At 72.1% G+C, this 13,748-nt stretch carries 12 protein-coding genes; 1 reads left to right on the top strand and 11 read right to left on the bottom strand.

The features are described 5' to 3' along the window. Position 1 precedes the first annotated feature (1 nt). The 10 genes from ACFXKZ_RS37115 to ACFXKZ_RS37070 all read right to left on the bottom strand — a co-directional run bounded on the left by ACFXKZ_RS37115 (position 2) and on the right by ACFXKZ_RS37070 (position 10,884). Entirely contained in the window at positions 2 to 700 is a 699-nt protein-coding gene (locus ACFXKZ_RS37115) for a Uma2 family endonuclease (protein ID WP_380007156.1), read from the bottom strand. A gap of 55 nt (positions 701 to 755) precedes the next feature. Then, the gene (locus ACFXKZ_RS37110) at positions 756 to 1,940 is read right to left on the bottom strand and encodes an MFS transporter (RefSeq protein ID WP_380007153.1); all 1,185 of its coding nucleotides are present in this window, start codon (positions 1,938 to 1,940) and stop codon (positions 756 to 758) included. 141 nt (positions 1,941 to 2,081) lie between these two features. Then, positions 2,082 to 2,663 carry a TetR/AcrR family transcriptional regulator gene (locus ACFXKZ_RS37105; protein WP_380007150.1) on the bottom strand — a complete coding sequence of 194 codons (582 nt, stop codon included), beginning with the start codon at positions 2,661 to 2,663 and terminating at the stop codon, positions 2,082 to 2,084. 32 nt (positions 2,664 to 2,695) lie between these two features. After that, positions 2,696 to 3,838, bottom strand: a complete 1,143-nt coding sequence (locus ACFXKZ_RS37100) for an NAD(P)/FAD-dependent oxidoreductase (RefSeq protein WP_380007147.1) — start codon at positions 3,836 to 3,838, stop codon at positions 2,696 to 2,698. After that, entirely contained in the window at positions 3,835 to 5,811 is a 1,977-nt protein-coding gene (locus ACFXKZ_RS37095; RefSeq protein WP_380007144.1) for a LodA/GoxA family CTQ-dependent oxidase, read from the bottom strand. Before ACFXKZ_RS37095 ends, ACFXKZ_RS37100 begins: the two co-directional genes overlap by 4 nt. A gap of 217 nt (positions 5,812 to 6,028) precedes the next feature. Further along, complete coding sequence (locus ACFXKZ_RS37090; protein WP_380007141.1) at positions 6,029 to 6,349, bottom strand: hypothetical protein; 321 nt, start codon at positions 6,347 to 6,349, stop codon at positions 6,029 to 6,031. Between the two features lie 402 nt (positions 6,350 to 6,751). Then, a complete protein-coding gene (gene menC, locus ACFXKZ_RS37085; protein WP_380007138.1) occupies positions 6,752 to 7,852 on the bottom strand; it encodes an o-succinylbenzoate synthase in 1,101 nt (366 codons plus the stop codon). Between the two features lie 43 nt (positions 7,853 to 7,895). Then, entirely contained in the window at positions 7,896 to 8,696 is an 801-nt protein-coding gene (locus tag ACFXKZ_RS37080; protein WP_380007135.1) for a GNAT family N-acetyltransferase, read from the bottom strand. Next, positions 8,693 to 9,784: a M20 family metallopeptidase gene (locus ACFXKZ_RS37075; protein WP_380007442.1), complete on the bottom strand. Its 1,092-nt coding sequence runs from the start codon at positions 9,782 to 9,784 to the stop codon at positions 8,693 to 8,695. Before ACFXKZ_RS37075 ends, ACFXKZ_RS37080 begins: the two co-directional genes overlap by 4 nt. Before the next feature lie 62 nt (positions 9,785 to 9,846). After that, on the bottom strand, positions 9,847 to 10,884 hold the full coding sequence (locus tag ACFXKZ_RS37070) for a dipeptidase (protein WP_380007132.1): 1,038 nt from the start codon (positions 10,882 to 10,884) through the stop codon (positions 9,847 to 9,849). 828 nt (positions 10,885 to 11,712) lie between these two features. On the opposite strand from ACFXKZ_RS37070, the gene ACFXKZ_RS37065 reads away from it, so the two are divergent. Next, on the top strand, positions 11,713 to 12,834 hold the full coding sequence (locus ACFXKZ_RS37065) for an acyl-CoA dehydrogenase family protein (protein ID WP_380007129.1): 1,122 nt from the start codon (positions 11,713 to 11,715) through the stop codon (positions 12,832 to 12,834). 58 nt (positions 12,835 to 12,892) lie between these two features. On the opposite strand, the gene ACFXKZ_RS37060 is transcribed toward ACFXKZ_RS37065, so the two are convergent. Further along, positions 12,893 to 13,744, bottom strand: coding sequence for a fumarylacetoacetate hydrolase family protein (locus ACFXKZ_RS37060; protein ID WP_380007126.1), 852 nt, complete (start codon positions 13,742 to 13,744; stop codon positions 12,893 to 12,895). Positions 13,745 to 13,748 lie beyond the last annotated feature (4 nt).

Raw genomic sequence — 13,748 nt, 5'->3', positions numbered from 1 at the left:
GTCACCGAACCAGGTTCAGCAACCGATCGGTGTCGAGCGTGATGTCGACCGGCGCGGGAAGATGCACGCGCTTGCCGAAGGATCGTGCGATGACGGCGGTGTATCGACCGTCTTCGGGTTCGCTGTGCACGATCGTCTCGCAACGGTCTCGGTCGATCAGGAGATACAGCGGAATTCCGGTCTCGGCGTAGGCGCGGGGCTTCTCCTCCCGGTCCCGCTTGTCCGTGTCCCCATCGAACGAAGTCACCTCGACGACCATGAGTACCGGAGCCGGGTCGCTCCACTCGCCTTGACCGACGAAACTGCCCTCCGGGGCGAGTGTGGCATCGGGTCGGGCTCGACCGGTGCGATATTGCTCGACCTTGAGACCCTGCTCGACGTAGAGCGAAAGCTCCGATCGAATGCGGGCGAACAGTTTCACCAGCCACATTACGATCTCGCCGTGATCGCCGTCGGGCATAGCTTTGAACCCCCACTTGCCGTCGATCAGTTCCGGCCAAAGGTCGTCGGGGTTCTCACGGGCGCGTTGAGCCATACGCTCAAAATATTCGACCGAGATGCGTGCACGATCGGTCACCGTGTGCACTGGTGGCCTCCGTTTCTGGTGCTCGTGGCGCGTCATTTCTCCATGATTGCCGCCGACGGCGGATCGGGCCATCGACCGGGCCGATGTGCTGTCGTCGGGTTGAACCGTACGCATGGATTTCGACGGTGGGGTGGGGTATCGGGCTTTGTCCCCCGAACGAGTGAGCGGGTCAGGGGGCTTGGGCCGGTTCGGGGGTTTGGGACCGGTGGTGGGCGTAGGTGCTGGTGGCTATGCCCACGGTGGTGATGATCGCGGCCAGGAGGTAGATGGCGCGTAGGCCGGGGCCGTCGGCGGTGTGGCCGCCGAGCCAGGCGCCGAGGGCGGCGGCCAGTTGGTAGGCGGAGGCGTTGACGGCCATGGCCAGGGTGGGGGCGGAGGAGGCGGTGGTCAGGACGCGGGTCTGCATGCCGGGGATGACCGCGAAGCCGAGGGCGCCGATGGCGAAGACCAGGATCGCGGTGGGCACGCGACTGCCCGCGGTCGCCCACATGAGGACCAGGGTCGCGGCGAGCGCGGTCAACAGGCCGATCTGGGTGCGCATCGGCGCGCGGTCGGCGAGCCGCCCGCCGACGATGTTGCCGACCGCCGCGCCGACGCCGTACGTCAGCAGCAGGATCGGTACGGATCCCTCCGCGAAGTGCGCGACGTCGGTGAGCAGTGGCGCGAAGTAGGTGAAGACGGCGAGCAGTCCGGCGTTGGCGATCGCGGTGACGGCGATCGCCCACCGCACGTCCCGGCTGCGGAACACCCGCAGTTCGGCGACCGCCGAGCCGGCCGACACGGCACCGCGTACGTCCGGAACCAGCCGCCACACCAGGGCCAGCCCCAGCGCACAGCACGCCGCGATGGCGACGAACGTGGACCGCCAGCCGAACGTGTTGCCGATCAGCGTGCCCAGCGGCGCGCCCAGGATCATCGACAGGTTCATCCCGAAGACCAGCGTGGACACCGTGGACGCCTGCCTGCCCGGCGCCGCCGTGGACGCGGCGATCACGATCGCGTTGGCGAAGAAGGTGGCCGTGACCAACGAGGTGACGATGCGCGCCGCGAACAGGACCGGATAGTTCGGGGCGAGCGCCGAGGCCAGGTTCCCGACCACCACGATCGTGAGCAGCACGGTGATCAGCGGCTTGCGCCGCGCCCGGGCGGTGAGCGCGGTCAGCACCGGACCGCCGACGATCATGCCGATGGCGTACGCGGTCACCAGCAGCCCGGCCGCCGAGATCGACACGTCCATGTCGTCGGCGACATCCGGCAGGATGCCGGCGATCACGAACTCGCCGGTGGTGACGCCGAACACGCACAACATCAGGGCCAGTACGGCGGGTGGGACGTCGGGTCGTATCGAGCGCATGTTTGGTTTCCCCGTGGTGAATGTGTGTGGGTTTTGATGGGTTATGCGGGTGTTATTTTTTTTACTGAGCAGTACAGAAAATGGGCATGCCGACCGAGGCCATGCCGTGGTTGTACGAGCCCGGGTCGACCCCCGCCCTGCCTACAGGGCCGCCACGGCCCCCTCCACGACATCGAGGAGTGCGTCGCGGTCGTCGGTGACCTTGGCGAGTGTGCGCAGGCCGTAGTACGTGCTTTGGAAGGTGCGGGCCACCTGGAGTACGGGCCGGTCGCCGGTCAACTCGCCCGTGGCCCGGCCGATCGTGATCAGGTGGCAGAGGGCCTGCTCCAGGTCGACGAATTGTCGGTGCACCAGGTCCGCGACCATCTCGCTGCGCCCGCTCGGCTCGGTCGCGGCGTTGAGCGCCAGACAGCCGCGCCGGCCGGGGTCGGCCAGGTCGAGGTCGATCATCCCAAGCAGCAGGTCACGCAGTCGCTCCCGGACCGAGCCGCCCGACGCGGCCAACATCGCCACCTGCGCCTCGGCCAGGGTGCGGCCATAGCGGCGCACCGACTCCTCGTACAGCCGGTGTTTGCTGCCGAATGCGTTGTAGAGACTGCCCCGACCGAGTCCCGTGCGCGCGCACAGGTCCTGCGTGGTGGTCGCCTCGTAGCCCTTCTCCCAGAACACCGCCATCGCGGCGTCGATGACGGCCTGATCGTCGAACTCGCGCGGCCTGCTCATGAGAGGACGCTAACCAGTTCTGTACACATCAGTCAACAATGGCCGGCGACCTGGTCCGCGGATTGGCGTCGGCGCCAGAAGGGACGGTCGGCCCAGCGTAGTTCGGCGGCGTAGGCGTTGCCATGGTTGCGGCGGTAGGCGTCGAGCAGGGTCGTGATGCGCTCCCGGTATATGTCGAGGGCGCCCGGGTCGCCCGCGAGGCTCGCGTGGAGTGCCTCGGCGGCGGTCAGGCCGGTGTACAGGGCGGTGAGGATGCCCTGCGAGGACAGTGGGTCGAAGGCCACGGCGGCGTCGCCGACCGCGATCCAGCCGTCGCCGACGACGCGGTCCAGGTGCGCGCCGTGGGCGGGGGCGCGGCGTGGGGCCAGGTCGCGGGGGAAGGGCACGCCGGCCACTCGGGCGGCGGTGTGGGTGGTCTCGGCGAGGTGGGCCCGGAAGGCGACATCCCTGCCGGCCCCGTGAGTTGGTGCGTCCGCGTCGGTGAAGTAGGCGAGCAGGAGTCGGTTGCCGGGAACGAGGGCGGTGTACCACCAGCCGTCGGGGGCCGCTTCGACCAGGGTGCTTGCGTCGGTGTACGACGCGGGGACATCCGGGAGCGTCACATGCAGCGCGACCAGTGCGTCCCGGGTCCGGCGGTGGGCGCCGCCGATGCCGGTCGCGATGGCGGCACGGCGGCCCGTCGCGTCCACGAGCCGGTCGCAGACCGCGACTTCGTGCCGATCGCCGCGGTGCAGCGGTACCGACCACGTGCCGTCGGGTCGCCGCGTCGGCGCGCCGACCCGGGTGTGCCCGGCCACCTCCGCGCCCGCCGCCCGGGCGCCCTCGCGCAGCCGTGCGTCGAACAGGGCGCGGTCCAGGTGCCGGCCGGATCCGTACGGGTCGGCGATGCCCGACACCGTGACTTGGTGCGCCGAACCCCACACGGACCGCGTGGCGTGGCAGGGCAGGTGACCCGGCCCCGGTACGTGCTCGGCCACGCCCAGGTCGGCCAGCAACCGCCCCGCGGCCGCCGGCAGCGCCTCGCCGATCGCCGGCGGCCCGGAACCCGCGTCGGCGAGCAGGACCGAACGACCGGCCCGGGCCAGGGTGATCGCGGCCGAGGCGCCGGCCGGACCGCCACCCGCCACGATCACCTCGTGGCGCCGACGGCCGGGCGGCGCCCCGGCCCCGGTCACGGGGTGTCCAGGTAGGGGTCGATGTTGTCGACGTAGCCCACCGTCACCTCCGCCGCGTCGCGCCCGATCGCCTCGACCACGGCTGCGGTCGCCGTCTCGACCTCCATCCGCGCCGGGACGTGCACGTTCACCAGGTTGTGGGTGTCGGCGGCCTGATCGAACGGCGGCTCGGGCGTCGATTCGACCTGCATCACCTTCGGGAAACGCCCGTCGCCCACGGTGTAGGGGCGGGTCTCGACGATGCCCAGCTTGTACCAGCCGTCCACCATCTGCCGGCGCTGCTCCTGCGGGGTGGTGCCGGTCAGGCCGCGCAACCACACCGCGCGGTGCGCGAAGGCGGCCTCACGGTCCACCGAGCCGTCGCCGTCCGGGCGGTTGACCTTCTCGTAGTCGCTCTGCTTCAGCACATGGTTCGGCACGCGAGCCGGCCAGAACGTGGGCACGTACGGGTCGTAGCGCGGCCCGAGCCCGGCCTGCGACTCGTACCCGGCCCGACACCCGGCGGTGTCCGTCTGCCACGGCACCGCCATCCAACGGCTCAGATCGCCCGGGCCCTGCGCGTGCAACGGCCCGTCGGCGGCCAGCGCCTTGTCCGGGGTCAGCGTGTCGCCGTGGTCGGGATCGGGCGCACCCTCGGCACGCGGCAGGATCCGGAACGGCTCGGCGAACATCGACGCGTGCCGGATCGGCCAGGTCACCTCGATCCCCGGATGGAACGCGTCGGCCACACAGAAGTCCAGTGCGGCCCGATCCAACAACCCGGGCTGCGCGGCGGGCGGCGCGTCCTCCACCCTCGCGGGGTGACCCTGGAACGGCGCCGGATCGAACTCGCCCCGCGACCACGCGAGCAGCAGCCGGTCCTGGGTCGGGGACAACGTCATGTATTGCCGCACCGTGCGCGGCACGCTCGCCATCCCGTCCCCGTACAACCACGGCCACGGCATCGGCGACTTGTCGTCGCGGCCGTAGTCGCGCAGCGCCGTGTACACCTGCCGGCGCAACTCGCGATACTTGGCCGCCGGGCTCCCGAGCCGGGCCAGGTTGTCCGGATCGAGGAAGTGCTCCGGACCGGCCCAGCCGAACTGCGCGGCGAACCCCGCGTTGACCCACTGGAGTTCGCAGAACCGGCGCAGGATCGGCTCGATGTGCTCGCCGAAGGAGACCGCGGCCGGGAACGGCAGTTGCCCCGTCGAGACGAACACGTCGAAGAGCAGGTCGTACAGGGTCCGCAGGGTGCGTACCTCGGGCGCGAAGTTCGGCGGCGCGACCACCACCCATGCCGGATCCACCGGGATCGGCATGCCGTCGACGGTGACCATCGCGGTGACCGGCCCGTCGGAGATGTCGTCGTACCAACCGTCGTTGTTGGTGACCGAGTTCAGTGGTGTGTGGTCGGGGGAGCCGGATGTGCCGTGTCCGCCGAGCACCACCAACCGGCCCGCCTCGTCCGCGTGCATCTCGCCCAGCGGAACGTCGACCCGGCCGAGGAAGCGACCACCGGTGAACGGCACGGTCGCGTCGCTCGCCGCGTCGAGGGTCTTGTGGCCGGGGTCGATCACCAGCGAACCCCGGTCGGCCACCCGGGGGTTGCGCCGCACCGACGGCTTGGCCGCCGGGTCGCGGGAGTCGGGGATGTCCAGCGGCAGATGGAACTCGTACCAGCCGGCCTTGCGGTTGGCCACGTGCACGCCCCAGGTGATCCTGGTGCCCGGGTCGGCGGTGGTCACCTCGCGCACCACCCGGCCGTCGGCGGTGTAGCCGTACAGCCGGAACCGGGCCGCCTGCCGCTTGATCGCGCCGTCGGGATCCTTGAACGAACCCGCCGGGGACACCGGCGGGTTCGGCGTCTCGGGACCGAGGAACCAGCCGTCGGGGCGCGTGCTGTTGCCCACACGCGCGATGCCGATGGCCGGGTGGATCCGTAGCCGGACGATCGCATCGCCCGTCCTGCCGCTGCCGTTGCGGTCGCTCACAACACTCCCGTCGCCGTCGTGCGTCCTCGCCGCCGGGACGAACCCGCCCACGGGGGTCGGCCGCTCGCCACGACGCGATACTTCTCCCAGTCGCGCGCGCCCCTACACGCTGGCCAACCGCACATACCCGGCGCAAGGCCCAGTCGGGTGACAAACCGGGAATCGGCGTGACCCCACCCGGGTGTGGGCGGGGCCACGGGTCCGACGGCGGCGCGTGTCAGTCGGCCGACAGGTGGGTCACCTCGGTGACTTCCACCAGCCGGCGCAGTCTGGCCTCGACCCGGGCGGCATCGCGCCGATGCACGCTCACCTCCACCGTGGCGGCGCCGAGGTCGGTGGAGGTGTAGGTCAGTCGGTGGACGCCGTGGTTGTTGAGGACGGAGGCGACCCGGGCCAGCGAGCCTTGGTGATGGCGCATGCGGGCCACCAGGTGGGCGATCTCCGGGTCGGCGGTTCGGGGCCGGTCCGGTGGGCCGAGCCGTGGGGCGGGTGGGGCGTACCGAGCGACATCGAGGACCTGGGTGCCGTCGTCGACCATGGGTCGCTGTGCTCCTGTCGTGGGTGGGGGGAGGGTGCGCGGTTTCGAGGCGAACCGTCGGAGAAAACAGAAAGACCCCTCGCGAAGCGCGAGAGGTCTGCGTGCGGACGGTGGGCCGCAGGGAATGGTCGTCCTGCTCAGCCCGGTGTCGGCACGCCGTCGGTAATAATCGCCCGACGCCGCATGACATCGAAGTTCGCACACCCGCCACGCCTCGTCCAACGTGTCTCATGATGCGGATGGCGGCCCCGTGCCGGAGCCGGTGGACACGTTCGGCGCCCGATGCGCATGCCGAAGCACCCGGACGATCCGGTCGTCGGATCGGATGGTGATCCGACGACCGTTCGATCGTCCGGGTGCCGCGGGTCGTTCAGCGAGCGCTCGGGAAAGGCTCCCGACGTCTCAGAACTTGATCCACTCGCTGGACGTGGTCACCGAATCCAGGATGTCCTGGATCGGGTCGATGCCCAGGCCCGGGCCGGTGGGCACGTCGAGGTGTCCGTCGGCGAGTTCGAACGGCGTGGTGATGTCGGTGGCGAAGTAGCGGCGCGAGGCCGACGTGTCGCCGGGAAGCACGAAGCCGGGGAGCGCGGCGAGGGCGACGTTGGCGGCGCGGCCCAGGCCCGTTTCCAACATGCCGCCGCACCAGACCGGCACGCCGTGCGCCACACACAGGTCGTGGATGGCCTTGGCCTCCAGGTAGCCGCCGACCCGGCCCGGCTTGACGTTGATGATCGAGGCCGCGCCCAGGGTGATCGCGGCGGCGGCGTGCTCGACCGACTCGATCGATTCGTCCAGGCACACCGGGGTCTTCAACTGCTTGGCCAGCGCGGCGTGTTGCACCAGGTCGTCGTCGGCCAGCGGCTGTTCGATCAACAGCAGGTCGAAGTCGTCCAGCTTGGCCAGCTGCCGGGCGTCGGCCAGCGTGTACGCGGCGTTCGCGTCCACCTGGAGCAGCAGGTCGTCGCCGAACCGCTCGCGCACCGCGCGCACCGGCGCCAGGTCCCAGCCCGGCTCGATCTTCAGCTTGATCCGGACATAGCCCTCCTCGACGAACCCGCTCACCGACTCCAGGAGTTCGGGGATCGAGTCCATGATGCCCACGGACACCCCGCACGGCACCCGATCGCGCGACGCGCCCAGGAAGGATCCGAACGACTCGCCGGAGACCCGCAGTTGCGCGTCGAGCACGGCCGTCTCCAGCGCCGCCTTCGCCATCCGGTGGCCCTTGAACGGCTTCATCGCCCGCTTCGCCGCCCGCGCGTCCACCTTTTCCGGCAGCGCGGGGATCAGGAAACGCTTGAGCACGTCGAGCGCGGCGTCCACGTACTCCGAGCTGTACAGCGGCTCGGACATCGCCACACACTCGCCCCAGCCCTCGCCCTCGGGGGTGACCACGCGCACCAGCACGATGTCGCGGGCGGTCTCGACGCCGAAGGAGGTGCGGAACGGCGCGCGCAGCGGCATCGCGATCCGGCGCAGTTCGATTGCGTTGATCTTCATGGTGCCTGGACTCCTGATCGGTTCGAGGTGGTTCGGTGGCAGGTCATGCGACCGGCCTGCGGGTGAGCACGTATCGGGACCGGCCGTGGAAGCCGGTCACCCGGGCGCCGTCGGCGAGCAACCCGGCCAGCACCTCGCGCAGCGCGAGTCGCCAGTCCCGGGCCGTGGCCGGGTCGGTGTGCCGCAACTTCTCGATGTCCGCCGGGACGCCGACGAGCAGGTCCTCGGCGTCGGTGCGGCCGAGCGCGGGCCGGCCGTCGCGGTCGGTCAGTGCGGCCACCGCGCCGGGCGGCACGACCACCGGGATCGACTCGCGGCGGGCCGCGGCGACCACGCGCGGTTCGGCCAGGTCCCAGCCGACCATGGCGCGGTCGGTGTCGGTGCCGGCGTTGATCGCGTCGTCCACGGTGCCGTAGAAGTTGGGCAGGTAGGCGTCGATCACACCGCCGAGCTTGGCCAGGTTGAAGTGCGCGTTGCGGGCGATCAGCGGGTCGTACGTCCAGGTGATCCGGTGCAGGCCGCGATCGAGCGCCCAGTCGCGCTGGTGCAGCTTCAGCGCCAGGCCCGCCGCGTGGCCGGGGAGCGCGCCGGTGATGTGCGAGTGCATGGTGCGGGCGGTCGGCGCGCCGAAGAAGGCGACCGTCGCGCCGACGAGCCGGCCGTCGGCGTATGCGCCGGCGACGTAGTTGCCCGCGTGCGACAACGCGCGCATCTGCTCCACGTTGATCGGCGGGTTGTTCGCCGGCGTGCCCCAGATCTCGCAGAACAGCGCGCAGACAGCCTCGAGTTCGTCGAGCTCGTGCAGCTCCCGGATGGCCGGGGCGCTGAGCACGGGGGCGCTCATCGCCGCACCGCGTCGATCAGGCCCGCGAGCAGCGCGGCACGCGGAGCCAGTTCGGCCACGATCACGTGTTCGTGGTCGGCGTGCGCGCCGCCGCCGACGGCGCCCAGGCCGTCGAGGGTGGGGCAGCCGATGCCGGCGGTGAAGTTGCCGTCGGAGGCGCCGCCGACCGCCGCGGAGTGCAGCGGCGGCAGGCCCAGGTGGGCCGCGGTCAGGCCGGCTAGGTCGAACAGCGCGCGCGAGGAAGTGTCCTCCAGCGGCGGGCGGTTGGCGCCGCCCAATACCTCGACCCGGGCACCCGGCACGGTCGTGGGCAGCGCGCGGATCAGCTCGTCGACCCGGTCCTGCGCCTTGCGCGTGGGCACCCGTACATCGACCGTCACCGCCGCGTGCGGCGGCACCGTGTTGGACACCGCGCCCGCCCGCACCACCGTGGGGGTCACCGTGGTGCGCCAGTCGCCCGTCGCCCCCTCGTCGACCACGTCGGCCAGGCCGTCGAGGGCGAGCACCAGGTGCGCGGCCTCGATCGCGGCGTTGATCCCCTTCTCCGGCTCCAGACCGGCGTGCGCGGCCTTGCCGTGCACGACCAGTTCGTACTGCGAGCCGCCCTTGCGCGCGGTCTTGAGCGCGCCGCCGTCGGCGGACGCCTCCAGGACGAACGCGGCCGCACAGCCGCGTGCGGCGTCCTCGATCAGCTCCCGCGAGCTGGTCGAGCCGACCTCCTCGTCGCCGGTGATCAGCACGCCGATCCCGTCGAGCGAGTCCAGCGAGGCGAGCGCGTGGAAGATCTGGACCAGGCCGGCCTTCATGTCGAAGCACCCCGGCCCCCGGGCGATCCCGTCGCGCACCGACCACGGATGGGTAATCAGCGAGCCCATCGGCCACACCGTGTCGTGGTGGCCGACCAGCAATACGCGCGGGGTGCCGAAGGTCCACTGGAGGTGGGTCACGCCTTCGATGACGATCCGGCGCGGCTGGGCGCCGAGCAGGCGCGCACCCTGCGCGGCGACCACCTCGGCGCTGCGGGCGACCGCGGCCAGGTCGGCGGAGAAGGACTCGCACGTGACCAACTCGGCCAGATCGGCCAGCATGGCGTCGGTGTCGAAGGCGGAGACGGCGCCCGTGGCGCCTGTGGGGTCGGTCGTCGGGCCGGTCATCGGGCCCGCCCCAACTCGGCGCGGAACAGCCGCTGTACGTTGCCGCCCAAAATCGCCATGATCTCCTTCTCACCGAAGCCGCGCCGGACCAATGCCTCGGTCAGTGCGGGGAGTTCGGCCGGACCGTCCAGGCCCGGCAGGGTGGTCGAGGTGTCCACGCCGGTGTAGTCGACGCCCTCGCAGCACGGCGGGGTGATGTCGGCCAGCACCTCGCGCAGGAAATCGGGGCCGATCCCGACGTGGTCGATGCCTGCCACGCCGATCACGTGCTCGATGTGGTCGACGATGCGGTCGATGGTCTGCTCGGCGCGCTCGGTGCTCAGAAAGTCCGGCACGAAGTTGACGCACACGACACCGCCCGTGGCGGCCACGCCCCGGATCTGCTCGTCGGTCAGGTTCCGGTGGTGGTCGCACAGCGCCCGGGCCGCCGAGTGGCTGGCGAGCAGCGGGCGGGTGGCCTCCTGCAATACGTGTGCGACGCCGGAGGTACCCAGGTGGGAGATGTCGAAGACGATGCCCAGGCGCTCCATCTCGCGCAGCGCCTCGACGCCGGCGTGGGTGAGCCGGCTGCCGGTGGCGTCTTCGCCGCTGCCGTCGCCGAGCGGGGAGCGGCCCCAGTGCGCGATCGAGGCGACCCGGACGCCGAGGCGGTACAGGGTGCGGAACAGCTCCAGGTCGGCGTCCACGCCGGGGGCGCTCTCCAGGGCCAGGACGAGGGCGATCCGGCCCTCGGCCAGCGCCGCGTCGATGTCGTCGCCGTTCAGGCACAGGCGCACGTCGTCCGGGTTGCCCTCGGCGATGGCGTGCGCGCACTCGACCATGCGCAGCGTGCGGCGCAGCGCCCCCTCGGGCCGGAACTGGTCGTCCACGAAGACCGGCAGCACCTGTACGTCCACCCCGCCCTCGCGGAGTTGCGGCAACCACTGCTCGCGGAAGAAGCTCGCCCAACGTCCGGGTGGTCGCTCGACCACCGCCATCAACAGGTCGTTGTGCGTATCCGCGACGACGGCGCGGGTGTGCAGGTCGGAACCCATGTCGAATCCTTCCGGTCGGTGTGTCAGCGACGCTAGGCGGCGGCGCGCACCGGGTGCTTCGTCCGAATGACCAATGCTGTCGATGGTTTCCGTAACCGGGCACAAAGCCACGACGACACACCCCCTCCGAACGCTTGCGCACTCCCCGGGGGCGGACAAGAGCCCACGGGCACCGCGGCGGGGGCGGCCGGAGGCGCGCCGGGCGTGCGGTAGAGAGCCGCGGGGGCGCGGGGGTGGGGCACGGGAGCCCCGGGCGGGCGGCCGGCCAAGCCGGGCGGGGAGTGGACGCGGCGGGTGAGGCAGGCGGCGCGGGTGGGGGCGCGAGGGGTGCGGGCGGGGCCGGTGGAGGGCGACGGGGGTACGTGCGAAGTGGGCGGGACGACGAGGGGGTGCCGCGTCCGGCGGCGGATGCATGGCGGAAGGCGGTGGGGGCGTGGGGTGAGGTTGGGCGCGGTTCGGTGGGAGTGCGGTGGTGGAGGGGCGGGTTTCCATGGGTGGCGGGCGGGGGTGTGGGGGCGACCGGGGTTTGGGTGGGAGTTCGGTGGGATGTTGTGGGTGGTCGGTGGGTGTGCGGGAGGGCGGTGCCCACCGACGCCGGGGTGCGGGCCGGGCGGCCGGTGGGGCCGGAGGTGGGTGGGGGCGACAAAGGAGGGGGGTCGGGTTTGTCGTGGTGGACGATCCGTGGGTGGGGGCCGGCGCTCTACCGTGCCCACGTGTCCCGGGCTTCCCGGGGTTGGTTCGGGCGGCTCCGGTGCGGGGGGTGTCGTGCGGGTTCGGCGTCCGACCCGGATTTCTGGCCGGGCCGTCCGTCGGCCCTGGGAGGCGCCCGTGCCTGTCGACCGTTTGCTCCCCTCTGATGCCGCCCATGACCTGATCGCCCGCACGCGGGCGTTCGCGGATCGGGAGCTCACGCCTCGGGCCGGCGCCTGTGAGGCCGAGGCGCGTTACCCCACGGGGTTGTTCCGCGCGCTCGGCCGGGCCGGGCTTTCCGGGCTGCCCTACCCCGTGCGCTATGGGGGTGCCGGCCAGCCGTACGAGGTCTACCTCCAGGTCCTGGAGGAGTTGGCCGCGCGCTGGGTGGGGCTCGCCGACGCGGTACACGTACACACGCTGGCGTGCCTGCCGACGGCCGTGCACGGCACCGACGCGCAGCGCGAGCAGTGGTTGCCGGGAATGTTCGACGGCGCGCTGATCGGCGGCCACGGCCGTGCCGAGCCGCACGTGGGCGCCGACCCGTCGGCAGTGGCCTGTCGGGCCGAGCGGACCAGGGGCGGCCACCTGATGGTGGGCACCCAGGTCGAACTGGCGCACGGCGGCCGGGCGCACTTCCACACCGTGTTCGCCCGCACCGGCCCGGCGCGGCCCGACGTCTCGTGCTTCCTGGCGCCCGGCGCCGACGAATACCTCTACTTCGGCCCGCCCGAGCAGTCGCTCGGGCTGCGCGCCTTCCCGACCACCACCGCCTACTGGGACGGCGTGTACCTGGAACCCGAAAGGCTGATCGGCGTCCGGGACCGGGGCCTGCGGATCGCGTTCGAGATCCTGGACGCCGGGCGGCTCGGCGCGGCGGCGTGTGCGACCGGCCTGGCCCAGGCGGCGCTGGAGATCGCGACCGACTGCGCCGCCCGACCCGACCGCGGGGTCCTGGCCGAATGCGCGGGTGCGATCGATTCGGCCCGGGCGATGTACCTGGACGCCGCCCGCCGCCGCGACGCCGGCCTGTCGTACACCCGCCAGGCGTCGGTGGCCGAACTGGTCGCCGTGGAGGCCGCGATGGAGACGAGCACGACGGCGGTACGGATCCTCGGCGCGGCGGCCGACGAGTTCCCGGTGCACCGCTACGCCCGCGAGGCCGCGACCCTGCACCGCCGAGCGACCCCGACCGGAACGGGCGGCGCCCCGCGGGCCGCTCGCCGCGACACCGCCGGGCTGGCCGCGGTGGGCCCCTGATCGACCGGCACGCACCCGACCGGCGGACCCCGCCGGAGCGGGCCGCCGGTCGGGGTGGTCACGGCCGGGTCGGCGGCGCCACCATCGGGTTGCGGAGTTCGCCGATGCCCTCGACGTGGCTGACCAGTGTCTCGCCGGGACGCAGGAAGCGCGGCGGCCGACGGACCGCGCCGACCCCGGCGGGAGTGCCGGTGAAGATCAGGTCGCCGGGCAGCAGCGTGCAGTGCGCCGACAACCGGGCGATCAGCTCCGGTACGGGGAAGACCATGTCGCGGGTACGGCCGTCCTGGAGCGTGGTGCCGTCGATCGAGCAGCCGAGCCGCAGGTCGTCGGGGTCGGCGAACTCGTCCGGGGTGACCAGCGCCGGGCCGAGCGGCCCGAACCCGGGGCAGGATTTGGCCAGGGACAACTGCGGGATCGGCCCGTCGAACTGCACCGTACGGTCGGACAGGTCCTGACCCACCGTCAACCCGGCCACGTACGCCCAACCGTCCTCGGCGGCGACATGGCGCGCGAACCGGCCGACGACCACGACCAGTTCCACCTCCCAGTCCACCGTCGCGCCGGTCAGCGTCACCGGGTCGTACGGTCCGGTCAGACAACTCGGGAACTTGCCGAACACCACGGGTGAGGCCGGGATCTCGAAGCCCGCCTCGGCGGCGTGGTCGCGATAGTTGGCCCCCACGGCGAACACCTGCCGAGGCCGCCGCACGGGTGCCCCCACCCGGGCCCCGTCCACCGGCACGGCCCGCGCCGGATCGAGGGTGTCCGCCCAGTCCCGCAGCCGGTCCCAGTGCTCGAACGCGGCGTCGGGGTCCGGGGCGAACCGGCCGCCGCTCGTGGTGTGTACGTCGATCGCGCCTGCGTCCACCAGGATGTGCAGGCGGTCGTCGATCGTCGCGGTACGCATGGGG

This window comes from Embleya sp. NPDC059237 (genome assembly GCF_042754105.1).
Taxonomy (GTDB): Bacteria; Actinomycetota; Actinomycetes; order Streptomycetales; family Streptomycetaceae; genus Embleya.
The sequence above is the reverse complement of the archived record's forward strand: the minus strand, read 5'-3'. Positions and strand labels throughout refer to the sequence as shown.

Coding starts and splice junctions, on each gene's coding strand:
- ACFXKZ_RS37115 (WP_380007156.1), bottom strand. CDS start 700: ATGCGTACGGTTCAACCCGACGACAGCACATCGGCCCGGTCGATGGCC.
- ACFXKZ_RS37110 (WP_380007153.1), bottom strand. CDS start 1,940: ATGCGCTCGATACGACCCGACGTCCCACCCGCCGTACTGGCCCTGATG.
- ACFXKZ_RS37105 (WP_380007150.1), bottom strand. CDS start 2,663: ATGAGCAGGCCGCGCGAGTTCGACGATCAGGCCGTCATCGACGCCGCG.
- ACFXKZ_RS37090 (WP_380007141.1), bottom strand. CDS start 6,349: ATGGTCGACGACGGCACCCAGGTCCTCGATGTCGCTCGGTACGCCCCA.
- menC (WP_380007138.1), bottom strand. CDS start 7,852: ATGAAGATCAACGCAATCGAACTGCGCCGGATCGCGATGCCGCTGCGC.
- ACFXKZ_RS37080 (WP_380007135.1), bottom strand. CDS start 8,696: ATGAGCGCCCCCGTGCTCAGCGCCCCGGCCATCCGGGAGCTGCACGAG.
- ACFXKZ_RS37075 (WP_380007442.1), bottom strand. CDS start 9,784: ATGCTGGCCGATCTGGCCGAGTTGGTCACGTGCGAGTCCTTCTCCGCC.
- ACFXKZ_RS37070 (WP_380007132.1), bottom strand. CDS start 10,884: ATGGGTTCCGACCTGCACACCCGCGCCGTCGTCGCGGATACGCACAAC.
- ACFXKZ_RS37060 (WP_380007126.1), bottom strand. CDS start 13,744: ATGCGTACCGCGACGATCGACGACCGCCTGCACATCCTGGTGGACGCA.